The 23693-nt window shown below is 60.7% G+C and carries 29 protein-coding genes; 19 read left to right on the top strand and 10 right to left on the bottom strand.

Annotated features, from left to right (window positions below):
* The first annotated feature begins 5 nt into the window (after positions 1-5).
* The 13 genes from rpmF to CH92_RS06795 all read left to right on the top strand — a co-directional run bounded on the left by rpmF (position 6) and on the right by CH92_RS06795 (position 11259).
* Positions 6-188: a 50S ribosomal protein L32 gene (rpmF, locus tag CH92_RS06735; protein WP_019342480.1), complete on the top strand. Its 183-nt coding sequence runs from the start codon at positions 6-8 to the stop codon at positions 186-188.
* A gap of 3 nt (positions 189-191) precedes the next feature.
* Positions 192-1262: a phosphate acyltransferase PlsX gene (gene plsX, locus CH92_RS06740; RefSeq protein ID WP_025241016.1), complete on the top strand. Its 1071-nt coding sequence runs from the start codon at positions 192-194 to the stop codon at positions 1260-1262.
* Between the two features lie 59 nt (positions 1263-1321).
* Entirely contained in the window at positions 1322-2260 is a 939-nt protein-coding gene (fabD, locus tag CH92_RS06745) for an ACP S-malonyltransferase (protein ID WP_025241017.1), read from the top strand.
* A 14-nt stretch (positions 2261-2274) separates the two neighbouring features.
* Positions 2275-3018, top strand: coding sequence for a 3-oxoacyl-ACP reductase FabG (gene fabG / locus CH92_RS06750; RefSeq protein WP_025241018.1), 744 nt, complete (start codon positions 2275-2277; stop codon positions 3016-3018).
* Between the two features lie 191 nt (positions 3019-3209).
* Positions 3210-3446, top strand: a complete 237-nt coding sequence (gene acpP, locus CH92_RS06755; RefSeq protein ID WP_003283670.1) for an acyl carrier protein — start codon at positions 3210-3212, stop codon at positions 3444-3446.
* 178 nt (positions 3447-3624) lie between these two features.
* The gene (gene fabF, locus CH92_RS06760; RefSeq protein ID WP_025241019.1) at positions 3625-4869 is read left to right on the top strand and encodes a beta-ketoacyl-ACP synthase II; all 1245 of its coding nucleotides are present in this window, start codon (positions 3625-3627) and stop codon (positions 4867-4869) included.
* Positions 4870-4871: 2 nt separating this feature from the next.
* Complete coding sequence (pabC, locus tag CH92_RS06765; protein ID WP_025241020.1) at positions 4872-5687, top strand: aminodeoxychorismate lyase; 816 nt, start codon at positions 4872-4874, stop codon at positions 5685-5687.
* Positions 5684-6751 (top strand): endolytic transglycosylase MltG, encoded by a 1068-nt coding sequence (gene mltG, locus CH92_RS06770; protein ID WP_025241021.1) that lies wholly within the window; start codon positions 5684-5686, stop codon positions 6749-6751. The genes pabC and mltG overlap by 4 nt, the downstream gene beginning before the upstream one ends.
* Positions 6748-7380: a dTMP kinase gene (tmk, locus tag CH92_RS06775; protein ID WP_025241022.1), complete on the top strand. Its 633-nt coding sequence runs from the start codon at positions 6748-6750 to the stop codon at positions 7378-7380. The genes mltG and tmk overlap by 4 nt, the downstream gene beginning before the upstream one ends.
* Positions 7373-8365, top strand: a complete 993-nt coding sequence (locus CH92_RS06780; RefSeq protein ID WP_025241023.1) for a DNA polymerase III subunit delta' — start codon at positions 7373-7375, stop codon at positions 8363-8365. Before tmk ends, CH92_RS06780 begins: the two co-directional genes overlap by 8 nt.
* A 31-nt stretch (positions 8366-8396) precedes the next feature.
* Positions 8397-8753, top strand: a complete 357-nt coding sequence (locus tag CH92_RS06785) for a PilZ domain-containing protein (protein ID WP_025241024.1) — start codon at positions 8397-8399, stop codon at positions 8751-8753.
* Between the two features lie 136 nt (positions 8754-8889).
* Positions 8890-9675 (top strand): TatD family hydrolase, encoded by a 786-nt coding sequence (locus CH92_RS06790; RefSeq protein ID WP_025241025.1) that lies wholly within the window; start codon positions 8890-8892, stop codon positions 9673-9675.
* 186 nt (positions 9676-9861) lie between these two features.
* Positions 9862-11259 carry an amino acid permease gene (locus CH92_RS06795; protein WP_025241026.1) on the top strand — a complete coding sequence of 466 codons (1398 nt, stop codon included), beginning with the start codon at positions 9862-9864 and terminating at the stop codon, positions 11257-11259.
* A 227-nt stretch (positions 11260-11486) separates the two neighbouring features.
* Here CH92_RS06795 and CH92_RS06800 read toward each other — a convergent pair whose 3' ends face one another.
* Positions 11487-12620, bottom strand: a complete 1134-nt coding sequence (locus CH92_RS06800) for an aminotransferase class V-fold PLP-dependent enzyme (protein WP_025241027.1) — start codon at positions 12618-12620, stop codon at positions 11487-11489.
* 71 nt (positions 12621-12691) lie between these two features.
* Between CH92_RS06800 and CH92_RS06805 the strand changes: the two genes are divergently transcribed.
* The 3 genes from CH92_RS06805 to CH92_RS06815 all read left to right on the top strand — a co-directional run bounded on the left by CH92_RS06805 (position 12692) and on the right by CH92_RS06815 (position 14687).
* A complete protein-coding gene (locus tag CH92_RS06805) occupies positions 12692-13312 on the top strand; it encodes a TetR/AcrR family transcriptional regulator (protein ID WP_025241028.1) in 621 nt (206 codons plus the stop codon).
* Between the two features lie 199 nt (positions 13313-13511).
* Positions 13512-14114, top strand: a complete 603-nt coding sequence (locus CH92_RS06810; protein WP_025241029.1) for a DUF4823 domain-containing protein — start codon at positions 13512-13514, stop codon at positions 14112-14114.
* Between the two features lie 9 nt (positions 14115-14123).
* The gene (locus tag CH92_RS06815) at positions 14124-14687 is read left to right on the top strand and encodes a DUF1285 domain-containing protein (protein ID WP_025241030.1); all 564 of its coding nucleotides are present in this window, start codon (positions 14124-14126) and stop codon (positions 14685-14687) included.
* Positions 14688-14808: 121 nt separating this feature from the next.
* Here CH92_RS06815 and CH92_RS06820 read toward each other — a convergent pair whose 3' ends face one another.
* The 3 genes from CH92_RS06820 to dapE form a co-directional block, all read right to left on the bottom strand.
* Positions 14809-15180 carry a hypothetical protein gene (locus CH92_RS06820; RefSeq protein WP_025241031.1) on the bottom strand — a complete coding sequence of 124 codons (372 nt, stop codon included), beginning with the start codon at positions 15178-15180 and terminating at the stop codon, positions 14809-14811.
* Positions 15181-15267: 87 nt separating this feature from the next.
* Positions 15268-16074, bottom strand: a complete 807-nt coding sequence (locus CH92_RS06825) for a putative RNA methyltransferase (RefSeq protein WP_025241032.1) — start codon at positions 16072-16074, stop codon at positions 15268-15270.
* On the bottom strand, positions 16071-17216 hold the full coding sequence (gene dapE / locus CH92_RS06830; RefSeq protein ID WP_025241033.1) for a succinyl-diaminopimelate desuccinylase: 1146 nt from the start codon (positions 17214-17216) through the stop codon (positions 16071-16073). The genes CH92_RS06825 and dapE overlap by 4 nt, the downstream gene beginning before the upstream one ends.
* A gap of 196 nt (positions 17217-17412) precedes the next feature.
* Between dapE and tcdA the strand changes: the two genes are divergently transcribed.
* Positions 17413-18231 (top strand): tRNA cyclic N6-threonylcarbamoyladenosine(37) synthase TcdA, encoded by an 819-nt coding sequence (gene tcdA, locus CH92_RS06835; RefSeq protein WP_025241034.1) that lies wholly within the window; start codon positions 17413-17415, stop codon positions 18229-18231.
* Between the two features lie 10 nt (positions 18232-18241).
* Here tcdA and CH92_RS06840 read toward each other — a convergent pair whose 3' ends face one another.
* From CH92_RS06840 to CH92_RS06860, 5 genes are all read right to left on the bottom strand, one after another.
* Positions 18242-18655, bottom strand: a complete 414-nt coding sequence (locus CH92_RS06840; protein ID WP_025241035.1) for a SufE family protein — start codon at positions 18653-18655, stop codon at positions 18242-18244.
* Positions 18652-19857, bottom strand: a complete 1206-nt coding sequence (locus CH92_RS06845) for an aminotransferase class V-fold PLP-dependent enzyme (RefSeq protein WP_025241036.1) — start codon at positions 19855-19857, stop codon at positions 18652-18654. Before CH92_RS06845 ends, CH92_RS06840 begins: the two co-directional genes overlap by 4 nt.
* Positions 19858-19953: 96 nt before the next feature.
* Positions 19954-20988, bottom strand: coding sequence for a 2,3,4,5-tetrahydropyridine-2,6-dicarboxylate N-succinyltransferase (dapD, locus tag CH92_RS06850; RefSeq protein ID WP_025241037.1), 1035 nt, complete (start codon positions 20986-20988; stop codon positions 19954-19956).
* A 46-nt stretch (positions 20989-21034) separates the two neighbouring features.
* Positions 21035-21406 carry an ArsC family reductase gene (locus tag CH92_RS06855; RefSeq protein WP_025241038.1) on the bottom strand — a complete coding sequence of 124 codons (372 nt, stop codon included), beginning with the start codon at positions 21404-21406 and terminating at the stop codon, positions 21035-21037.
* Between the two features lie 126 nt (positions 21407-21532).
* The gene (locus CH92_RS06860; protein WP_025241039.1) at positions 21533-21865 is read right to left on the bottom strand and encodes a thioredoxin family protein; all 333 of its coding nucleotides are present in this window, start codon (positions 21863-21865) and stop codon (positions 21533-21535) included.
* A gap of 139 nt (positions 21866-22004) precedes the next feature.
* Between CH92_RS06860 and CH92_RS06865 the strand changes: the two genes are divergently transcribed.
* Complete coding sequence (locus CH92_RS06865) at positions 22005-22250, top strand: hypothetical protein (protein ID WP_025241040.1); 246 nt, start codon at positions 22005-22007, stop codon at positions 22248-22250.
* An 11-nt stretch (positions 22251-22261) separates the two neighbouring features.
* On the top strand, positions 22262-22408 hold the full coding sequence (locus CH92_RS22010; protein ID WP_158491117.1) for a hypothetical protein: 147 nt from the start codon (positions 22262-22264) through the stop codon (positions 22406-22408).
* A 37-nt stretch (positions 22409-22445) separates the two neighbouring features.
* On the opposite strand, the gene dapC is transcribed toward CH92_RS22010, so the two are convergent.
* Positions 22446-23642, bottom strand: coding sequence for a succinyldiaminopimelate transaminase (dapC, locus tag CH92_RS06870; protein WP_025241041.1), 1197 nt, complete (start codon positions 23640-23642; stop codon positions 22446-22448).
* Between the last annotated feature and the right edge of the window lie 51 nt (positions 23643-23693).

Genomic DNA, 23693 nt, shown 5'->3' on the forward strand with positions numbered 1-23693 from the left:
TCCCAATGGCTGTTCAGCAGAACAAAAAATCCCGTTCCGCCCGTGACATGCGTCGCTCGCATGACGCGCTCGAGCCGAACGCCCTGTCCGTAGAAAAGAGCACTGGTGAAGTTCACCTGCGCCACCACGTTTCCCCGGAAGGTTTTTACCGTGGTCGCAAAGTGATCGACAAGGGCGCTGACGAGTAAGTCTTGTCTGCTCCGATCATAGCGATCGATGCAATGGGTGGGGACTTCGGTCCCCACTGCATTGTTCCGGCCAGTCTCAATTGTCTGGCTGAAGTCCCCTCGCTACACCTGGCCCTGGTTGGCCAATCCTCTATCCTCGAAGAAATCATCGCTCGGCACCCGGGTGTGGATCGCGCTCGTCTGACGATTGTCGATGCCGACGAAGTGATCGGCATGGACGAGCGTCCGACGCAGGCGTTGCGCAGTAAGCCGCGCTCGTCCATGCGCGTTGCGCTGGAATTGGTGCGCGACGGTCAGGCTCAGGCGTGTATCAGTGCTGGCAATACGGGCGCTTTGATGGCGCTTGCTCGTCATGTACTGAAGACATTGCCCGGGGTCGATCGGCCCGCGATGATGACCGCGATCCCTACGATTAAAGGCGCCTGCCTATTGCTTGATCTTGGCGCGAATGTGGACTGTACTGCCGAGCAGCTCTACCAGTTCGCGGTGATGGGGTCGGTTGCCGCGCAGAGCCTCGGTATCGAGCAACCGCGAGTCTCGTTGTTGAATGTTGGCACCGAAGAGATCAAGGGAAACCAGCAGGTCAAGGCGGCAGCTGCGCTGTTGCAGCAGGCGAGCGATATCAATTATCGGGGCTTCGTTGAGGGTGACGGGTTATTTCGCGGCGAGACTGACGTAGCGGTGTGTGATGGCTTCGTTGGCAACATCTTGCTCAAATCCAGCGAGGGCTTGGCGCATATGGTTGCCTTGCGTGTCGAAGCGCTTTTTCGCCGTTCGCTGACTTCTCGTCTGGTGGGGGCGCTGGCGCTGCCGCTGCTGCGTCAGCTTCGAGCCGATCTGCGCCCAGCCCAGTACAACGGTGCCAGCTTTCTAGGGCTCCAGGGCATCGTCGTGAAAAGCCATGGTAGCGCCGGCGCCGAGGGCTTCCGGTCGGCTATCCTGCGCGCGACCCAGGACGTGGAGCACAACCTGCCGGAGCAATTGCACAGTCGGCTCGAGCATCTGCTCGTGACCAATCGGTCGGTAAGCGGCGCAGGTGATGTGACCACATCCGACGGCTCGCCATCCAACTGACAATTCGGTGCGTCCCCGTGGCGTATTCTTCTGACGAACAACCACAAGAGAGCCGTTTCATGTCCGCATCACTTGCATTCGTCTTTCCGGGGCAGGGCTCCCAAGCTCTCGGCATGCTTGCCGAGCACGGCGCCCAGCAATCCCTGGTCATCGATACTTTCGCTGAAGCCTCGTCCGCACTGGGGTACGACCTCTGGGCGCTTTCCCAGCAAGGCCCAGCGGAGCAGCTGAATCAGACCGATAAGACTCAGCCTGCGATTCTGACTGCTTCGATAGCGCTGTGGCGCCTGTGGCTGGCTGGAGGCGGCGCGAAGCCAGCGTTCGTTGCAGGCCATAGCCTCGGCGAATATTCTGCTCTGGTCGCCGCAGGCAGTCTGCCATTCGTTGACGCAGTAAAGCTGGTCGAGCTGCGTGGCCAGCTCATGCAACAAGCCGTTCCTGCTGGTTCCGGCGGTATGGCAGCGATCCTCGGGCTGGATGATGCCGATGTATTGGCGGCCTGTAGCGAAGCCGCGCAGGGCGAAGTGGTCAGTGCCGTCAATTTCAATGCGCCTGGTCAGGTAGTGATTGCCGGCAGCGCTGCGGCCGTCGAGCGTGCTATCGAGGTCTGTAAGGCCAAGGGCGCCAAGCGCGCCATGCCGCTGCCGGTCAGCGTGCCGTCGCATTGTGCGCTGATGCGTCCTGCGGCTGAGCGTTTTGCCGAATCCGTAACTGCAGCCGCCTGGCAGGCGCCTCAGATTCCGTTGGTCCAGAATGTCAGCGCGGCGATCGTATCCGATCTCGATACGCTCAAACATGATCTTCTGGCCCAGCTCTACAGCCCGGTTCGCTGGGTTGAGACCATTGTTGCGTTGAATGCGCAGGGCGTGACCGATTTGGTCGAGTGTGGCCCGGGCAAAGTGCTGTCCGGCCTCAACAAACGCTGCGTCAAGGGCATCAATACCTATAACCTGGAAACCCCAGAAGCTTTCGCTGCCACTCGTGGCGCGCTGGTCTGAACAAGGAGATATTTATGAATCTGCAAGGCAAGGTCGCCCTGGTGACAGGCGCCAGCCGCGGCATCGGCCAAGCCATCGCGCTGGAGCTCGGTCGCCAGGGCGCTATTGTGATCGGCACGGCGACCTCTTCTTCGGGGGCCGAGCGCATCGCCGAGACGCTAAAGGAAAATGGTATCGAGGGCGCAGGCCTGGTGTTGGACGTCACCCGTGACGAATCCGTCGCCACCACACTGGAGCACATTCAGCAGCATCTCGGCCAGCCGGCTATCTTGGTGAACAACGCAGGCATCACCCGTGACAACCTTATGCTGCGGATGAAAGACGATGAATGGCATGATGTGATCAATACCAATCTCAGCAGCCTGTACCGTCTGACCAAAGGTGTCCTGCGCGGCATGACCAAGGCGCGCTGGGGGCGAATTATCAGCATCGGCTCCGTGGTAGGTGCCATGGGCAATGCTGGACAGGTAAACTACGCTGCGGCCAAGGCCGGACTCGAAGGTTTCAGCCGAGCGTTGGCCCGTGAAGTCGGCTCGCGCGGCATCACGGTCAATGCCGTGGCGCCGGGCTTCATCGATACAGATATGACGCGTGAGCTTCCCGAAGCTCAGCGTGACGCGTTGCTGGGGCAGATCCCGTTGGGTCGTCTTGGGCAAGCGGAAGAGATTGCCAAGGTCGTCGCCTTCCTAGCTTCTGACGGCGCTGCCTATGTCACAGGAGCTACGGTTCCGGTGAATGGTGGTATGTACATGAGCTAATGTGACGTCCAACGCATGTATGCAGTCATAACGGCTGATTAGTTTCGTTATAAAACTGCGGCCTGTTTATAGACAGATGGTTGAAAGCAGGTTCATGCTTGCCCGCTTTCAGCTTGAAATGCGGAAAACGCTTTCTATACACTACCGCGCAGACCAGCTGCCTGATTTTTCCATAGGAGTGAAAACAAGGTATGAGCACCATCGAAGAACGCGTCAAGAAAATCGTTGCCGAGCAACTTGGCGTCAAAGAAGAGGAAGTTACCAACAGCGCTTCCTTTGTCGAAGACCTGGGTGCCGACTCCCTTGACACCGTTGAGCTGGTGATGGCTCTGGAAGAGGAATTCGAGACTGAAATCCCGGACGAGCAAGCCGAGAAGATCACCACTGTTCAAGAAGCTATCGATTACATCAACGCGCACGCGCAGTAAGTTGTAATCCTGCTTCGAACCAGTAAGCCGCACTGCCTTGAACGGGCAGTGCGGCTTTTGTTTGAGTTAGTTGAATCCAGCTGGTCGTGCCCCTGCGCGCGAGTCTGTGATGGTTGGCCTTTGCCTGTTGCGTGTGTTGGCGGAGCAGAGCGAGTCGAATAAACGTAAGGAGAATGCTGTGTCGCGTAGACGCGTCGTAATCACCGGGATGGGCATGCTATCGCCGCTGGGTAACGATGTGCCAAGCAGCTGGCAGGGGATTCTCGCCGGCCGCAGTGGTATCGGCCTGATAGAACATATGGATCTCTCCGCTTATTCCACGCGCTTTGGCGGATCGGTCAAGAATTTTGACGTCGAGCAGTACTTGCCGGCTAAAGAAGCACGCAAGCTCGACCTGTTCATTCAGTACGGTCTAGCTGCCAGCTTCCAGGCGGTGCGTGATTCCGGGCTGGAAATCACCGATGCCAACCGCGAGCGCGTCGGCGTCGCGATGGGCTCGGGTATTGGCGGCCTGACCAATATTGAAAATAGTTGCAAAGCATTGATCGAGCAGGGGCCGCGACGTATTTCGCCATTTTTTGTACCGGGCTCGATCATCAATATGGTTTCCGGCTTTCTGTCGATCCATTTGGGATTGCAAGGCCCGAACTACGCCATCGCTACGGCTTGCACCACAGGTACGCATTGTATCGGCATGGCCGCTCGCAATATCGCCTATGGCGAGGCGGACGTGATGGTAGCGGGCGGTTCGGAAATGGCGGCCAGCGGTCTCGGCATTGGCGGCTTCGCTGCGGCGCGGGCGTTGTCTACCCGAAATGACGATCCGGCAGCGGCCAGCCGCCCCTGGGATAAGGCGCGTGACGGTTTTGTGCTGTCGGATGGGGCGGGTGCATTGGTGCTCGAAGAGCTCGAGCATGCCAAAGCGCGTGGCGCCAAAATCTACGCCGAGCTGATCGGTTTCGGCATGAGTGCCGATGCCTTCCACATGACTTCGCCACCGGAAGACGGCGCGGGTGCGGCCCGCTGCATTCGCAACGCGATCGTGGACGCCAAGATCGATGCGGCTCAGGTGGACTACATCAATGCGCACGGCACGTCCACGCCTGCTGGCGACAAGGCCGAGGCTGCCGCGATAAAAACCGTTCTCGGCAGTCATGCCTACGAGCTGTCGGTAAGCTCGACGAAGTCAATGGTCGGTCATTTGTTGGGCGCCGCAGGTGCCGTCGAAGCGATCTTCAGTGTACTTGCCATTCGCGATCAAGTGGCTCCGCCAACGATCAATCTCGATGAGCCCGATGAGGGGTGCGATCTTGACTTCGTACCTCACGAAGCGAAACCCAGGGCGATCGAGGTAGCCGTTTCCAACTCCTTTGGTTTTGGCGGCACCAATGGGTCACTGGTTTTCCGTCGGTTCGCCGAGTGACGTTGAGCTGGGTGGACGGGCGACCCGCTGACGGGTTGTCGGTCCGCGATCGGGGGCTCGCGTACGGAGACGGCCTGTTCGAGACGATGAAGGTCGTCAACGGTTTGCCAGAGCTACTGGACCGTCATTTGAGTCGTCTCGGCCTTGGATGCCAGCGTTTCGCTATCCCAGTTGATTTGGTCACTCTTCGCACGCAAATTACTGCCTTTAGCGCGGCACTGGGTACTGGCGTAGCCAAGCTTATCCTGACGCGCGGTGACGGGAAGCGTGGCTACGGTCCACCCGTCGCCTGCCAGCCACGCATCGTGCTGATGGGCTCTCCGCTGCCAGACCTCCCGGCCAAGCACCGCGAGGAGGGTGTTCGTCTGTATCCCTGTGCGACTCGCCTCGCTGAGCAGCCGGTGCTGGCCGGGCTGAAACACCTCAATCGTCTGGAGCAGGTATTGGCGCGTGCCGAATGGCAGGACCCTGCCTTCGCAGAGGGGTTGATGCGCGATACGTCCGGACGCGTGGTAGAGGCGGTGTCTAGTAATCTCTTCATTGTGGAGTCCGGCGTACTGCTGACACCATCACTTCGCCGGTGTGGTGTGGCTGGCGTGATGCGTGACGAAATCCTCGAACGAGCGCGTCAGTCCGGGATTCAGTGCAAGATTGATGACGTATCGCTGGGGCAGCTGTTCGACGCGGATGAGGTCTTCGTTTGTAATAGCCTTTATGGCATCTGGCCTGTGCGGCAATTGGAAGCCAGCGTGTGGCCGGTGGGTCCGCTCACACGTAAACTTCAACGCCTGGTAGCTGATCTGTCGAGTAATTCGTGATTCGAAAATTGTGTTTTGCGCTCTTGGGCGCCGTGCTGGTCGCCGCGCTAACGCTCGGCCTGGTTGCTTGGAAACTTCACGCCACTTTGGTGCAGCCCTTGCAGCTTGGTGAGGCGCAGACGCTGGAAGTCGAATCTGGAGATACGCCCAGTGGCTTGTTTCAGCGTTTGGAGCGAGACGGGACGCTGAACGGCTCATTCTGGTTGCGACTGTATTGGCGCCTGAATCTTTCCGGGCAGACATTGCACAGCGGCGAATATCAATTGCGCCCGGAAATGACCGCCCGCGACATGATCGGGCTATGGCAGCGGGGAGAGGTTGTTCAACACAGCCTGACGATTGTCGAGGGGTGGAATTTTCGCCAGGTTCGCGCCGCACTGGAAATGCTGCCTACGATTCAGCAGACGCTGCGCGGCCTGTCGGACGCCGAGATCATGGTGCGGCTGGGCCAAGCGGGTTTGCACCCGGAAGGACGGTTCTTTCCAGACACCTATCGCTTTACCCGCGGAGTTACCGACGTTGAGCTGCTTCAACGGGCCTTTTCGCATCTGGAAACCGTTCTGGCCGAGGAATGGGCGCAGCGCGGTGAAGGCCTGCCTTATCAAGACGCTTATCAGGCGCTGATCATGGCCTCGATCATCGAAAAGGAAACGGGTGTGCCTTCAGAGCGAGGCGAAATCGCCGGCGTCTTCGTGCGTCGTCTGGAGCGCGGTATGCTGCTGCAGACCGACCCGACGGTCATCTACGGCATGGGCGAGCGATATCGCGGACGGATCACCCGTAACGACCTGCGCAGACCGACGCCCTACAACACCTACACCAACAGCGGGCTGCCACCCACGCCGATCGCCATGGTCGGCCGCGAGGCCATTCACGCCGCGTTGCATCCGGCTGAGGGAAAAAGCCTTTACTTCGTCGCGCGTGGCGACGGTAGCCATGTGTTCAGTGATTCGCTGGACGAGCACAATCGTGCGGTGCGTGAATACCAGCTCAAGCGCCGCGCCGACTATCGCTCCAGTCCTCCTCCCCGGCAATCCCCGGCGCCGATCGAGAATATGCAGTGACAGGATTCTTTATTACCTTGGAAGGGCCCGAAGGCGCGGGCAAAAGCACCAACCGTGAGTACCTGGCGCAGCGTCTGCGTGATCGCGGCCTTGACGTCGTGCTGACCCGCGAACCCGGCGGGACGCCACTGGCCGAACGTATCCGCGAACTGTTGTTAACGCCTGCAGATGAACCGATGAGCAGCGATACGGAGCTGCTATTGATGTTCGCGGCGCGCGCACAGCATCTTGCCGGGGTCATCCGTCCTGCGCTGGCGCGTGGCGCTGTGGTGCTTTGTGACCGCTTTACAGATGCCACCTATGCCTATCAGGGCGGAGGCCGTGGCCTGTCCTTTCAGCGCATCGAGCAGCTTGAAACCTTCGTGCAAGGTGAGATGCGCCCGGACATGACCTTGATTTTCGATTTGCCTGTGGAGATCGGTTTGAGCCGCGCCGCGGCGCGTGGGCGCCTCGATCGGTTCGAACAGGAGGGTCTGGACTTCTTCGAGGCTGTGCGCAGTGCTTATCTCGATCGCGCGCGCCAGGTCCCGCAGCGTTATCGTGTGCTCGATGCGAGTCAATCGCTGTCGACGGTGCAGCAAGATCTGGACGCGCTGTTGCCCGAGTTGTTGGAGCGTGCCCTTGGCTGACGACGGCATTCTTCCCTGGCAGGCCGGCCTGTGGCAGCTGCTGGCGGGTCGTCAACAGCATGCCCATGCTTACCTTCTGCATGGCCCTGCGGGTATCGGCAAGCGCGCACTGGCCGAACGGTTAATGGCGCTCCTGCTGTGTCAGCATCCGGCACCGAGCGGTGCCTGCGGACGCTGCAAGGGTTGCATGCTTCTGGCGGCGCATACCCATCCCGATCATTACGTCCTGGAGCCGGAGGAGGTCGACAAGGCCATTCGTGTCGACCAGGTTCGCCAACTGGTTGGGTTTGTAAGTCAAACGGCGCAGCTCGGTGGGCGCAAGGTGGTTCTGCTCGAGCCGGCCGAGGCGATGAACTTGAATGCCGCCAACGCGCTTCTCAAGAGTCTCGAAGAACCTGCTGGCAATACCGTGCTGCTGTTGATCAGTCATCAACCCAGCCGGCTGCTGCCCACAATCAAGAGCCGTTGCGTGCAGCAAAGTTGCCCCTTGCCCGGTCGCCAGCAAAGCTTGGACTGGATTGCCGGCAAGCTTCAGGATCTCTCGGCGACTCAGCGCGAGGAGTTGCTGACATTGGCGGCTAACTCGCCCCTTGCAGCGCTCAAGTTGCATGATGGCGGTGTGCTGGACATGCGCGTGCAGGTGGTCGAAGGGGTGAAAAAGCTGCTCAAGCGACAGCAGTCTCCCAGTCAGCTGGCCGAGACCTGGAATCCGCTGTCGCTGATTTTGCTGTTCGATTGGTTCTGTGAGTGGGCGCATCTGATCCTGCGTTTTCAGATGACCGGGGATGAAGCAGGGCTTGGCGCTGCCGATATGCAGAAAGTTATTCAATATCTGGCGCAGAAGACGTCGCCCGCCAGGCTGCTGGCATTGCAGGACTGGTTGTTGGCCCACCGGCAGAAAGTGCTGGGCAAAGCCAACCTTAACCGTGTCTTGCTTCTCGAAGCGCTCTTGGTGCAGTGGGCAAGCTTGCCCGAGCCAGGCTAGAATCCACCGGAACTGTTGTTAGGAATACCGCATGAGCCTGCCTGCAAACCTTGGTCCGCGTAACGGCATTCTGTCCCTGACCATCAAGGATAAATCGGTGCTCTATGCGGCATACATGCCGTTCATCAAGCATGGTGGCTTGTTCATTCCTACCAACAAAAGCTACAAGCTCGGCGATGAAGTATTCATGCTGCTGAGCCTGATGGACGAGCCGGAAAAGATCCCTGTCGCCGGCAAGGTCGTGTGGATTACCCCCAAAGGCGCGCAGGGCAACCGAGCCGCGGGCGTCGGCGTGCAGTTCAATGAGGGTGATTCGACCGCCCGTAACAAGATCGAAACCTATCTGGCTGGAGCCATGAAGTCCGATCGGCCAACACATACCATGTAACCGCGGTGGCGAAGATCACTTAGCGGTTTCCTGTGTTCTGTCGACTCCCTTAATTCGCACGTGACCGATCAGGCCTGGCTGCGACCCTCCGATGCTTTGCTCTACAATGGCGCGATTTCTGTTCGGGTAATTCGCCATGTTGGTTGACTCTCATTGCCACCTTGATCGTCTTGATCTCGCCGTACACGGCGGTTCTCTCGATGCGGCGCTGAATACCGCACGCCAGCGTGGTGTCGGGCATTTTCTGTGTATTGGCGTCAGCGTCGAAAACACCGCGGCGGTCAAGGCACTTGCCCAGCGCTATGACGATGTCGACTGCTCGATAGGCGTGCATCCGCTGGATCTCGAGCCTGGCGCCGAACCCGCGCTGGACTGGTTGTTGCGGGAACTGGAGGGGCCTGGCGTGGTAGCGATTGGCGAAACCGGGCTCGACTATCATTACGAACCCGAAGCTGCCGACTTGCAGCAGCACTCCTTTCGTCTACATCTGGAGGCCGCTCGAATCTGCGGCAAACCAGTGATCGTACACACCCGAGCGGCACGTGCCGACACGCTGGCGCTGCTTCGCGAAGCGGCACTGCCGCAGGCCGGTGTATTGCATTGCTTCACCGAAGACTGGGACATGGCCAAGGCGGCGCTGGATCTGGGCTTCTACATCTCGCTCTCCGGAATCGTGACCTTCCGCAATGCCGATGCGCTTCGAGACGTGGCCCGCCGCGTGCCGGCGGATCGCCTGCTGGTGGAGACGGATTCGCCTTACTTGGCTCCTATTCCCCATCGCGGCAAGCCGAACCTGCCTCAATACGTGCGCGAGGTCGCTGAGTTTCTTGCCGAGCTGCGCGGAGTCGGTTTCGACGCCCTCGCCGAGCAGACCACGGCTAACTTCAAGCGACTCTTTCCGTTGGCCCGGGTCGCGGGCTGATCGAGGCCGCTCACTGCGTTCGAGGCGGCGGATGCCAATCCGCATCCATCTCCTGCCATGTACAATTCGCGCCGCTTCGATGCGCATGCCTGAACCTAGGCATGCGGACACGAGGCCTCAATTTGGCTCCGCATCACCGTCATGAGCCGTACCGCTTCTTCGTCACAGACCGATCAAGGTGACGCCATGTCCAGCGAGACGTTGCATACCGGGCCGCTTCAGCGTGGCCTGAAAAATCGCCATATCCAGCTAATCGCGCTTGGAGGTGCCATCGGCACGGGGCTTTTTCTCGGCTCCGCCGGCGTGCTCCGCAGCGCGGGGCCGTCGATGATTCTCGGCTACGCCATTGGCGGACTGATCGCCTTTTTAATCATGCGCCAACTTGGCGAGATGATCGTCGAGGAGCCGGTCGCGGGGTCCTTCAGCCATTTCGCCCACAAATACTGGACGCCGTATGCGGGCTTTCTCTCCGGCTGGAATTACTGGGTGCTCTACGTGTTGGTGGGTATGGCCGAACTGACGGCGGTCGGCAAGTACGTGCAGTTCTGGTGGCCCGACGTGCCGACCTGGGGCACCGCGGCGGCCTTTTTTATATTGATCAACCTCATCAATCTGGTGAACGTGAAGACCTTTGGCGAGACCGAATTCTGGTTCGCGATCATCAAGGTCGGCGCCATCATCGGAATGATCGCGCTGGGCCTGTATTTGCTATTGAGCGGGGAGGGCGGTGAGCAGGCCAGCTTCAGCAATTTATGGAGCCATGGCGGTTTCTTCCCCAACGGCGTCAACGGAATGGTAATGGCCCTGGCGATCATCATGTTTTCCTTCGGCGGGCTGGAGCTGGTGGGGATTACCGCTGCAGAAGCATCGGAGCCGAAGATCGTCATTCCCAAGGCCATCAACCAAGTGGTCTACCGCATCCTGATCTTTTATATCGGCGCGCTGAGCGTCCTGCTGGCGTTGTATCCCTGGGACACTTTGCTGGTAACACTGGGATCGGCCGGTGACCCCTACAGCGGTAGCCCCTTTGTGCAGATCTTTTCGCTGATCGGCAGCGACACCGCGGCACATATTCTTAACTTCGTAGTGCTGACGGCTGCCCTCTCGGTCTACAACAGCGGCGTCTATTGCAACAGCCGGATGCTGTACGGCCTGGCCGAGCAGGGCGACGCACCGAAAGTGTTGATGACGGTTAACCGCCGAGGGGTTCCGGTTCTGGCCATCGCGCTTTCGGCACTCGTGACCATGTTCTGCGTGCTGGTGAATTATCTGCTGCCTCAAGCCGCCCTAGAGTTGCTCATGTCACTCGTGGTCGCGGCGCTACTGATCAACTGGGCGATGATCAGCCTCGCTCACCTGAAGTTTCGCAAGACGATGACGGCGCAGGGTGTCAATCCCTCGTTCAAGGCGTTCTGGTGCCCGTTCAGCAACTATCTGTGCCTGGCTTTCGTGGCGCTGATTGCGGCGATCATGCTCTCGATGCCGGGATTACGTACCTCGATCATTGCCATCCCGATATGGGTCCTGTTCATCTGGGTGTGCTTCCGGCTTCGGCTTTCCAGTCGGCGCGCCGCGCTTGGCTGAATGCTAAAGCGTGTCGCCATCACCAGCCAAAAAAAAACCCGGCGTCGCAATGAGCCGGGCCAAGACCATTAGGAGTTTGAGGTCACGTTCCTCGCTCCCTCAGCTGGCCGAGCATTGGGGGGATTGCGCGGCCAGTGCCTGAAGTATTGGCCCGGATCGACAACTCTGCCGGGCGATTCACGCGCTTTTTAAAACGGATTTGGAATAGTTACGCGAGCCTTGATCGCTCACTTTGCAAGCAAGCCGCGAACGACGGTTAATGTCTGTTCGATGATCTCTGGACGCGTATAGAAGTGCGGCGAGAGCCGTATGCCACCGCCACGAAGAGCACACACGATCTGTTCGGCCTGGAGCTGTTGGAACAGCGCTGCGTTTTCCCAGCCTTCGGCCCTAAAAGTCATGATTCCTGCCTGCCGCAACGGATCGGTCGAGCTCAATAGCTCGACGCCGGGCATGGCCGATAGCCCGCGCTGCAACTGATCGATGCGTTCGGCAAGCGCTCGGCTCACTTCCCTCATGCCGATTTCTTCAAGCAGCGACAGGCTCGCATCCAATGCCATGGCGCCGAGCATATTCGGGCTGCCGCACTCGAAGCGACGCGCGCTGCGGGCTGGCTGCCAGTCGCTGCGGTCGTAATCACCTGCATGCTCAAGCATATGCCAGCCGTATTCGTGGAGCTTCAGTTCGGCGCGCAGATCGCTGCGGCAGTAAAAGACGCCGAGGCCCTCCGGTCCCATCAGCCATTTGTGTCCATCAGCCATTGCGAAGGCGCACCGGTATTGCTCAACGTCGAACGCGAGTGCGCCGAGCTGTTGGATCGCATCGATGCACAACAGCACACCACGTTGCTCGCAGCCTTCGCCCAGCCTGGGCAGATCGAGCCGCAGACCGGTGGCGTACTGCACGGCGCTGATCGCCATCAGGCGTACCTTGGGCCCGCAGGCGGCCAACAGTGCGGATTCTGGATCGTCGCCCTTGAGGCTGACCTGTATCACTTCCACGCCCTGAGGTTGCAAAGCCTCCCAGACGACCCGGTTGGACGGAAACTCTTCGTCACTGATGACGATCTGGTCGCCCGCGTTCCAATCCAGGCCGAACGCCACGAATGACAGTGCTTCTGAGGTGTTCTTGACCAGCGCGATATCGGTCGACGCTGGTGCGTTGAGCATCCTGGCCAGGCGATCACGCAATCTGCTTTCGACTGTCAGCCACTGTGGATAGTCTCGCGCGCCGACGGTCATGCTCTGTTGTGCAAAGGCGGTCACCGCTTCAGTTGCTCGGCGAGGCCAGGGTGCGACAGCGGCGTGATTCAGGTACCGCAAACCTTCGATTTGAGGGAATTCGTCATTCAACGTACTCATAAGAGATGTTCCGTGCATTTTCTGACTAGATGGGCATAATCATCTGCTTCGATTTCAAGCCGCAGCCTCTTATGCAAAATGAACCCCGGAAGGTCCGCGAATTTCGCCGTCGCGAGCAAGAGATTCTTGATACAGCGCTCCAGCTGTTCCTTGATCAAGGAGAAGACAGTGTCACCGTCGAGATGATCGCCGACAGGGTGGGCATCGGCAAAGGTACTATCTACAAGCATTTCAAATCCAAAGCCGAAATCTATCTGCGGCTCATGCTCGACTATGAGCGGGACCTGAATGAGCTGTTGCATTCACCGAGCCTGGATCAGGACAAGGAGGCGCTGTCTCGCGCCTACTTTGAATTCCGTATGCGTGATCCTCAGCGCTATCGGTTGTTCGATCGCCTCGAAGAGAAGGTCGTCAAGGGCAATCAGGTCCCGGACATGGTCGAGGAACTCCACCGGATTCGCGCTTCCAACTTCGATCATCTGACCCAACTGATCAAGGGACGCATTGCTGAAGGCAAGCTCGAGGACGTACCTCCCTATTTCCACTATTGCGCGGCCTGGGCGTTGGTGCACGGCGCAGTAGCGCTTTATCACTCACCGTTCTGGAGCAACGTCCTCGAAGATCAGGAAGGTTTCTTCCAGTTCTTGATGGATATCGGCGTACGGATGGGTAACAAGCGCAAGCGCGACTAGTAACAAGGCCGCAGAGCACGTTGCGCCCGGCGAAACAGGAGCCAGGCCTGATGAGATGGGTCGTGGGCCCGGCTCAACACGTAATTGAGAGCCGCAGCGAGGAATGGCAGCGTATGCCTAAAAGCCGTTTGCACAGAGCTGGCTTGTTTGCTGCATTGCTTCGCTATTCGCCGGTTTTCCGTCAGTGGCAGGAGCAAAGATGAAAGTAGTTAGCCTTATCGTGGCCGCACTGGTTTTGAGCGGCTGCATGCAGGTCAGCGACATGGCCGAGGGCACTCGCAGCCAACTGCGAGACGTCGGCTTTCTTGACCACAGCGAGACCGTAAGGTCCGCGTCATGGCGTCTACAGCCCGATTCGTTCATCTACATTGCCCAGGGCCACTTCGTCCCGCCCGGTAATACTTATCCGCGGCCTAACGTGGTGGCCGAAGAAGCGTTCAAGGGATTTGTCGAATATTTTCCGCTGGTTCGTCGTGCTCCAGAGCCTGCAGGATTGGAAGAGGCATTGAACCAGGCGGCCGCTGTTGGTGCCCATTACTTGCTGTACACGCGATTTGCTGCGGCCGATGACCGCATCGGCAGTTTCGACGAGCTCAACGATCAGCGCGCGGTCGATCGGCTGGGTGTCGATACCAGCGTGGTTCAGCTGATGCTGATCGAAACCGGGAATCGGTATCTGGTCGATACGGCGCGGATTCGCAGCCGCGGAGGGCTGCTGAACATCTATGATGCGACACCGCAGGTCTTGTTGGGGCCGCCGTTGCGCGACTATGCCCGACGCCTAACAGGCCTCAGCCGCTAAGGAGCGCACATGAGCGATGCTGGAAAAGCCGCGAATCTGCTGGGTCAGATTCCAGAGACCGACAAGGGCCTGCCACCGGTTCACTTGTGGAATCCTCCCTTCTGCGGCGATCTGGATATGCGAATCGCCCGCGACGGTAGCTGGTTCTATATGGGTACGCCGATCGGAAGGCCTGCCATGGTGAGGCTGTTTTCCACGGTCATTCGACGAGACGGCGACGATTACTTTCTAGTGACGCCGGTAGAGAAGGTAGGTATTACCGTTGATGACGCACCCTTCGTGGCGATCGAGTTGAAGATCGAGGGCAGCGGCGAAGCCCAGGTGCTTCGCTTCGTCACCAATGTCGGTGACGAAACCGAAGCGGGTGCGGAGCATCCGATGCGGGTCGAACTGGATCCAGAGAGCCAGGAGCCTGCGCCCTATGTGCATGTGCGCGCCAATCTCGAAGCGCTGATTCATCGCAATGTTTTCTATCAGTTGGTCGAGTTGGCGGTCCCGTGCGAGATTGATGGCACCCGCTGGTTGGGTGTCTGGAGCCATGGCCAGTTCTTTCCGATTGGTCGCCCCGAATAGCCGAACGTAAAAAGGCAGATCTCTGAGAGTTCGGCCTTTGTCGCGCTCAGAAATCGCGAAAGAGTTAGCTGTCTGGTGGCAGGGCGGGCATCACCCGAAACGCTCCTGTGCGAGCCGGCATTCATTCCGTGCGCCAGAGAATTTCCGCTTCGCCGCGCTCGCTGACGCTGATCCAGCGATCGGCGTTTTCGACTGACTCTTCTTCTTGCCAGCCACCTGGTGCGCAGCGGATCTCCACCCCCAATGCCTGATAAGCGGCGCGTGCGCAGGAGACGTCGTCGCCCCATGGGGTCGCATCGCTTTCCAGTAGCAAGCTGTGCCATTTACCGACTGCCTTCGGGAACCAGGTCACCGGGACATCGCCGGCCATGCATTTGAATGTCTTGCCCTTGGCTTGCCAGGGAGAGCAGCGTCCGACAGCCTGGTTCAGCCATTCAGTTACGGCGTCCTGGCTGGCGTCCCTGAGGTAGATCTCGATATCCGGTTGACGCATGGGCGGTGGCCTTGTCTGTGAGGTTGCAAGTCTGTGGGTGGTGGAAGGACGTGGCTTCTGGCCGCGCCAAGACCGTCTTGAAGCGCTCTAGCGGTTTCGCTCGATCCAATCGTAGCGTATCGCAACCCGCACCTTGAGCGGTGTATCGATCACCTTGGCCCGGCGTTCGGCGCTGGCGCGCCAGCCGTGCGGCGTCATGGCCAGCAGATCGGCACGGGCCTGTGAGTCGTCCAGCTGCAGTTCGTAGGTCAGCGTCTCGCTATGCGCCAGATGCATGCCGTCGGGGATCAGCGACAGGTGTTTTTCATCGTCGTAGTCGCGTATTTCGTCATACAGCAGACCACGCAGTTCCCACAGATGCTCGCGGGTCGGGCCCATGCGCAGCAGGCCGCCACCGGGTGTGAGCAGGCGGCGTGCTTCCTGCCAGTCCAGCGGGCTGAAGACGCTGGCCAGCAGGCCGCAACTGGCATCGGCCAGTGGCACTCTAGCCATGCTTGCGACAAGCCATTCCAGCTGTGGGGCTCTTTTGCAGGCGCGCTTGACCGCCTCGCGCGAGATGTCCAGTGCGTAACCCGCGGCTGTCGGCAGCGCCTGGGCGATCTGTGCGGTGTAGTAACCCTCGCCACACCCGATATCCAGCCAGCGACTCGGCGAACGCTCGGCTGCCAGCTGCGCCAGTCGAGCCGCCAGCGGGGCATAGTGGCGGCCGTCGAGGAAGCGGCGACGGGCTTCGACCATCGCCTGATTGTCGCCGGGGTCGCGGCTGTTCTTGTGCTGTACTGGCAGCAGGTTGAGGTAGCCCTGGCGGGCCCGGTCGAAACGGTGGTTGGCCGGGCAGGCGACGCCATTGTCGACCGCGACGAGTGCCCCGTGGCAGAGCGGGCAGATCATCATGCGAGCAGGTTGACCAAGGCCTGGTAGTAGATCTCGGTCAGTAGGTCGAGGTCACTGGCGAGGATGTGTTCGTCCACTTGGTGGATCGTCGCATTGACCGGGCCCAGCTCGACCACCTGGGTGCCGAGCGTGGCGATGAAGCGGCCATCGGATGTACCACCGCTGGTAGACGGCGTGGTTTCGCGACCGGTGACGCTGCGGATCGCCGCAGCTACGCCATCGAGCAGCTCACCGGGTTCGGTAAGAAATGGCAGGCCCGACAACGCCCAGTCGACACTCCAGTCCAGACCATGTTTGTCGAGAATCGCTGTGGTGCGTTTCTGTAGTTCTTCGACCGTGGATTCGGTGGAAAAGCGGAAATTGAACACCGCTTCGAGCGTGCCGGGGATGACATTGGTGGCGCCGGTACCTGAGTTCAGGTTGGAAATCTGGAAACTAGTCGGGGGGAAGAACGCGTTGCCATCGTCCCAGTGCTCGGCAGCCAGTTCGGCCAATGCCGGCGCGGCGAGATGAATCGGATTCTTCGCCAGGTGCGGATAGGCCACGTGGCCCTGTTGGCCGCGCACCGTCAGGGTGCCGCCGAGTGAGCCACGGCGCCCATTCTTCACCACGTCGCCGACCAAGTTGGTGCTCGAAGGCTCGCCGACGATGCACCAGTCAAGCCGCTGGCCGCGCTCACGCAGGCGCTCGACCACGGCCTTAGTGCCATGGTGTGCCGGGCCTTCTTCGTCGCTAGTGATGAGGAAAGCGATCTGTCCCTTGTGGTTGGGATAGGCCGCGGTAAAACGCTCCACGGCAACGATCATCGAAGCCAGGCTGCCCTTCATGTCCGCCGCGCCACGGCCATGGAGCATGCCCTGTTCATCGATGCGAGCCGCGAACGGCGGGTTCTGCCAAGCCTGCAGCGGGCCGGTGGGGACCACGTCGGTATGGCCGGCGAAGCACAGTACCGGCCCGTCATAGCCGCGAATCGCCCAGAAATTTTCCACGTCCTCGATGTGCATCGGCTCGATCGCGAAACCGCAGGCTGCGAGACGTTCGCTCATCAACTGCTGGCAGCCCTCGTCCAGCGGCGTGACCGACGGCCGATTGATCAGCTCACAGGCCAGTTGGAGGGTCGGGGAGAGGGCGGCGGCGGTCATCACGGCTCCGAGGCAGGCGGGAAAGGGGCGTCATATTAAAGCAAACCGGTAGCGGCCGGGGCTCGGCTGATGTGGCAATTTTCGTTCACCGCCGGGACGCGCCATGCGTCGCGTTCGCTCGAAGATGCGAGTTGACTACGCTGTGTCGGGCGGGCGAACGCCCTATAATCTGTCACGGTTTTTCTGGGGGTTCGGCATGGCTATCGATGATCAACGTTTCGGCGGTATTGCCCGTCTTTACGGCTCAGAGGGGCTTGAGCGCCTGGCCGCTGCGCATGTGGCGGTCGTTGGCATCGGCGGGGTCGGTTCCTGGGTGGCCGAAGCGCTGGCACGCAGTGGTGTGGGTGAAATCAGCCTGTTCGACCTGGACGATGTCTGCATCACCAACACCAACCGTCAGGTGCAAGCGCTTGAGGGTGCCGTCGGCAAACCCAAGGTCGCTGAGATGGCCGCACGGATACAGGCGATCAGTCCGGCGTGTGTGGTGCATGCGGTCGCCGACTTCGTCACCCGCGAAACCATGGCTGAGTACATCACCGAACAGATGGATTGCGTCATTGACTGCATCGACAGCGTGCCGGCCAAGGCGGCACTGATCGCCTGGTGCAAGCGCCGCAAGATCCAGATCATCGCCACGGGTGGTGCGGGAGGGCAGGTCGATCCAACGCAGATCCAGGTCACCGACCTGAACAAGACCTTCAATGACCCGCTGGCGGCAAAAGTGCGCTCGCTGCTGCGTCGCGAGTACAACTTCTCGCGAACGCCGGGGCGCACCTACAGCGTGCCATGCGTGTTTTCTACCGAGCAGCTGCGCTATCCCAAGCCGGATGGCGGCGTTTGTCAGAGCAAGAGTTTTGTTGGCGAAGGGGTTAAGCTGGACTGTGCCGGCGGTTTCGGCGCGGCGATGATGGTTACCGCCAGCTTTGGTTTGGTGGCGGCCGCGCGAGCGGTGGACAAGCTGGTTGCCGGAGCGCGGCGGCCTGCTGAGCGAAAGCCCGGGCCTGCCGTTAGCTGAGCAGACTCGCTCAGTCTGTCGATGCCAGTGTGCGCATTCGCGCGAGCACCGCGTTCATGCCGTTGGCCCGGGACGGGCTGAGCTGGCGGGAAAGCCCCAGCTGGCTGAACCACTCCGTCACGTCGATGCGTTGCAACTCGTCCACCGTCAGACTATCGACCCGGACCAGCAACACGGCGAGCAGACCGCGTAACAGTCGTGCCTCGCTGGCGCCGCGGAAATGCCAGCGATCATCATGTCGTTCGCCGACCAGCCAGACCTTGCTGTCGCAACCGGCCACCAGATTGGCTTCAACGCGCTCGCCATCGGCAAGCGGGTCGAGACGATCGCCCCATTGCATCAACAGCCGCGCGCGCTGTTCCCAGCCGGCGGCTTGTTGGAAGGCCGCCAGGGCTTCCGCCGCCGCCTCCGGCAGTTCGTTCATCGCAGCATGTCCAAAGCCTGATCCAGCGCACCGAAGAAGCGCTCCAGGTCGAGGCCGTCGTTGTACAGCCCCAGTGACACGCGGGTCGCGCCTTCCACACCTAGGGTCTTCAGCAGTGGCTGAGCGCAGTGCGTGCCGCTGCGCACGGCGATTCCCTGCTCGGTGAGCAGATGGGCAAGATCGCCATGGTGTATGCCCTCCACGGTGAAACTGGCGAGTGCCACCTGAGGCTCGCCGAGTAGCTTGACGCCATCGCGCACCGTCAGCCCGGCAAGCAATTTCATGTGCAGCGCCTGCTCGTGGCCGATGACCGCAGTGGCGTCGAGCTTCGACAGGTAGTCGAGCGTCGCGCCCAGGCCGATCACGCCACCGATGGGCGGCGTTCCCGCTTCGAATCCCAGCGGGGCGGCATGAAATTCGGCGTGCTGATAATCGGCGATGCGGACCATCTCGCCACCGAATTGCCAGTGCTTGAGTTTAAGCAGCGACTCGCCGCGGCCATAAAGCGCTCCGACGCCTTCCGGGCCGTAGAGCTTGTGGCTGGACAGCACGTAGAAGTCGCAGGCGAGTCCCTGCATGTCGTGACGTCCATGCACGACACCCTGGGCACCATCGACAACTGTCAGCGCGCCCTGCGCCTTGGCCAGCGGAAGCAGACTGATCAGTGGCTGCCAGGTGCCGATCACGTTGGACAACTGACTGACGGCCAGCAGGCGGGTACGCGGGCCAATGAGATTCGCCGCGGCGTCCATATCGATGAGGCCGCGCGTATCCAGTGGCAGCACGATCAGCTTGGCATCGCGGCGCCTGGCCAGCTGTTGCCAAGGCAACAGGTTGGCGTGGTGCTCGACGGCACTGACGACGATTTCATCGCCCGCTTCGACCATATGTTCCAGCCCGTAGGCGAGTAGATTCAGCGCCTCGGTGGCGCCGCGGGTAAACACGATCTCGGTCGGGCAGGATGCGTTCAGCCAGCGGGCCACCTTGATTCGTGCGTCCTCGAACGCGCGGGTGGCGCGCTCGGCCGGCTGATGCTGGGCGCGATGCACGTTGGCGGTGCCGCAGGTGTAGTAGCCGGTGAGGGCGTCGATCAGCGCCTGTGGCTTCTGTGCGGTGGCGGCACTGTCGAGGTAGGTCTGTCCCTGTGCCTCGAGAATGGCCAAAGCGGGGAAGTCGGCGCGCCAGGGGGATATCAGCGACATGGACACTCCTGAAAGCAGGACGGGACGCCTGATGGAGGAACTGCGCGGGCAGGCGGACGATACGTCGTCCCGCCTGGCTGCGTCACGGCGCTGCGCTTAGTTGTGCGCGTGCAGCGCCTCGTTCAGCTCGATCGCGGACTTGTGCGTCTTGCATTCGACCGCGCCGGTCAGCGAGTTGCGGCGGAACAGCAGGTCGGCTTGACCGGCCAGCTCGCGAGCCTTGACCGCCTTGACCAGTTCGCCTTGCTCATCGAGGAGGTTCACCTTGGTGCCGGCCGTGATGTACAGGCCCGATTCCACGGTGTTGCGATCGCCCAGCGGGATACCGATGCCGGCATTGGCACCGATCAGGCAGCCTTCACCGACGGAGATGACAATGTTGCCGCCACCGGACAGGGTGCCCATGGTCGAACAGCCGCCGCCCAGGTCCGAGCCCTTGCCGACGAACACGCCAGCCGAGACGCGGCCTTCGATCATGCCCGGGCCTTCGGTGCCGGCGTTGAAGTTGACGAAACCTTCATGCATAACCGTGGTGCCTTCACCGACATAGGCGCCGAGGCGGATACGTGCGCTGTCGGCGATACGAACACCGGCCGGCACCACGTAGTCGGTCATCTTGGGGAATTTGTCGACGGAAACGACTTCCAGCAGATAGCCCTTCAGGCGCGCTTCCAGTTGGCGCTCGGCCAGTTCGGCCAGATCCACAGCCCCCTGGTTGGTCCAGGCGACGTTGGGCAGTAGCGGGAAGATGCCCGTCAGGTTCAAACCGTGCGGCTTTACCAGGCGATGGGAGAGCAGGTGTAGCTTGAGATAGGCCTCGGGGGTGGAGGTCAGCGGAGCGTCTTCGGCCAACAGCGTGACCACCAATGGGCGCTGGCTTTCGGCCAGGCGAGTCAGCAGCGCGTGCTGGGCGGCATCGAGCGGCTTGATCGCATCGGCCAGTTGTGCGGCTTGGGTGGTGCTGATGGCAATCGCCTGGTTGCCGCCTTCATAACCGAGCAGTGGGGCAATGGCCGCCACCAGTTCACCGGCCGGGCGAAGCAGCGGCTGCGCATAGAAAACTTCCAGCCAGGTGCCCTGGCGATTCTGAGTGCCAACGCCGAAGGCCAGGCTGAATAGAGTATTGCTCATTAGGGAATCCTTCTTTTATCCATCACGCTCGTCATGGCGAGCGGTGTCAGTTCTTGGCCGCCAGCTCGGCAGCGTAGCTGTCCGGCTTGAAGCCGATCAGCGTCTTGTCGCCCAGATCGAGCACCGGGCGTTTGATCATCGACGGTTGGGCCAGCATCAGCTCGATGGCCTTGGCCTGATCGAGGTCGGCCTTCTGCGTGTCGTCCAGCTTTCGGAATGTGGTGCCTGCACGGTTGAGTACGATCTGCCAGCCATGTTCATCGCACCAGGCTTCCAGGTGGGCGCGGTCGATCCCGGCGCTCTTGTAGTCATGGAAGTCATAGCTTAGCCCCTGCTGATCGAGCCAGGTACGGGCCTTTTTCATCGTGTCGCACGCCTTGATGCCGTACAGACAGAGTCCTTTGTGTTTCTCGGGCATAACAGCTCCGCATTCTCCGGCCAAACTGGGTCGCGGATTATGCCACGATGCGGCGAAGCCTGCCGCCCGATGGGGCGCTGCCCGGCAGGATGCGCTGTGCGCTCAGGCTCAGGGAGGCCAGGTCACTCAGCCCGTGGCGCCATCGGCTTGGCTGAGCAGTTGCTTGATCACCTGCATGTCGGTAGGACGCACCACGCGTCCCACTTCCTCTCCCTGGCGCATCAAAATCAGGGTCGGCCAGAGCTTGACCCGGAATGAGCGGCCAAGCGGGCGGCCTGGTCCGTCCTCGATTTTCAGGTGGCGTAGGTCGCGCTCGGCCATCGCGTTGCTTAGCAGCGGCTGCGCCAAGCGGCAATGACCGCACCAGGCGGTGCCGAATTCGAGAAGGGTATAACCGTCGAGGCCATTGACCTCGTCTCGCGAAGGAGCGCTGAGGGAGTAGGTTTCGTTCATGGGCATGGCTGGGCTCCCGATCGTCTGTAATGGGTGGAGTCACGGCAACGGCTATCGGTTCAGCTGCAAGGTCGTTAAGGTGTCGTTCGACCTTTTGCTCCCCGTTCGTTGTCCATTGATCACAATCGCAACGATGAGGTCATGTATGGCACGCAAGCATTTCGAAAACCATGAGGCCATTTCGTCCGCCGTCCCTGCCGATGACGGTTTCGAGGCGGTGATTGCCGTGAAGCGTCGTGGTACGGAAGAAAACGCCCATGTATTCAAGGTCGCCAACGGTCGGCGTTACGATTTGGCATCCGAGGCCGACGTCGCAGCCGAAGCGGCCCTGACCAAGGTCCGGGAGGTCAGTGACGACGGTGAGCTAATCTGGGAAGAAAACGCAATCTGACGGAGGACGCCATGAACGAGCCCGAAAAGCCGGATGTGGATGAGCGCGACAAGCGCGATGACGCCACCACAGCAGATATTCCGGAACATATGAAGCCGGAAAACCTGGAAAAGCTGCGCGACTACGGCAAGGACAAGATTCCGCCAGGCGTTGCCTGAACCGGCAAGCCGGACGCCGCAACGTCCGGCTTTGGCATCACAACGTGGCGATGAACGCGCGGATTCGCTGGGCAGCCTCGACGCAGTCGACAAGCGGCGCTACCAGCGCCATACGTACTCGACCCGCGCCAGGACTGAAACCATCCACTTCGCGTGACAGGTAGGAACCGGGAACCACCGTCACGTGCTCCGCTGTAAAGAGTTCGCGTGTGAATTGCTGGTCATGGATGGGCGTCTTCGGCCATAGGTAGAAGCCGCCATCGGGACGCTGCACATCCATCACGGGCGTGAGGATGTCCAGCACCGCATCGAATTTCTCGCGATACAGCTGACGATTGGCCTGTACGTGCGTCTCGTCATTCCAGGCGGCGATGCTGGCCAGCTGCGTCTGCACCGGCATGGCGCAGCCGTGATAGGTGCGGTAGAGCAGAAACGCCTTGAGAATGTCCGCGTCGCCGGCAACGAATCCGGAGCGCAGCCCCGGCAAGTTCGAGCGCTTGGACAGGCTGTGGAAGACCACGCAGCGCTTGAAGTCCTCACGACCCAGCGCAGCACAGGCGGTCAGTAGCCCCGCCGGCGGGAGCGCTTCATCGAAGTACAGTTCGCTGTAACACTCATCCGCGGCGATGACGAAGTCATGCTGGTCGGCCAGCGCGATCAGCCGCTTGAGCGTGTCGAGCGGCACCAGGGCGCCGGTCGGGTTGCCGGGTGAGCAGAGGAAGAGGATCTGTGTACGCTGCCAAGTTTCGGCCGAGACCGCATCGAAGTCCGGATTGAAACCGTTCTCGGCGGTGCAAGGTAGGTAATACGGCACGGCGCCGGCCAGAAGCGTCGCGCCTTCGTAGATCTGGTAGAACGGGTTGGGACTGATCACCAGCGCATCGGCGCTGCGGTTGACCACAGCCTGAGTGAAGGCGAAGAGCGCCTCGCGGGTACCATTGACCGGCAGGACGTGGCGCGCCGGGTCGACGCTGCCCGCCGCCACGCCGAAGCGACGCTCGCACCAACGGGCAATCGACTCACGTAGCGCAGGAATCCCCAGGGTGGATGGGTAGACCGCGAGCTGGTCGAGGTTGGCGGCTAGGGACTGGGCGACAAAGTCAGGCGATGAGTGTTTCGGCTCGCCTATCGATAGCGCAATCGGGCGCTTGTCGGACGGCGGTTGCGCGCCGGCGAGCAACACGCGAAGTTTCTCGAACGGGTAGGGCTGCAGAAGGGACAGGTCGTCATTCATGGTCGGGATCTTCGAAGCGTGAAGAAGCGCGCCGATACGCGCTTCGATAGG

The sequence above is a fragment of the Stutzerimonas stutzeri genome (genome assembly GCF_000590475.1).
GTDB lineage: Bacteria > Pseudomonadota > Gammaproteobacteria > Pseudomonadales > Pseudomonadaceae > Stutzerimonas > Stutzerimonas stutzeri_D.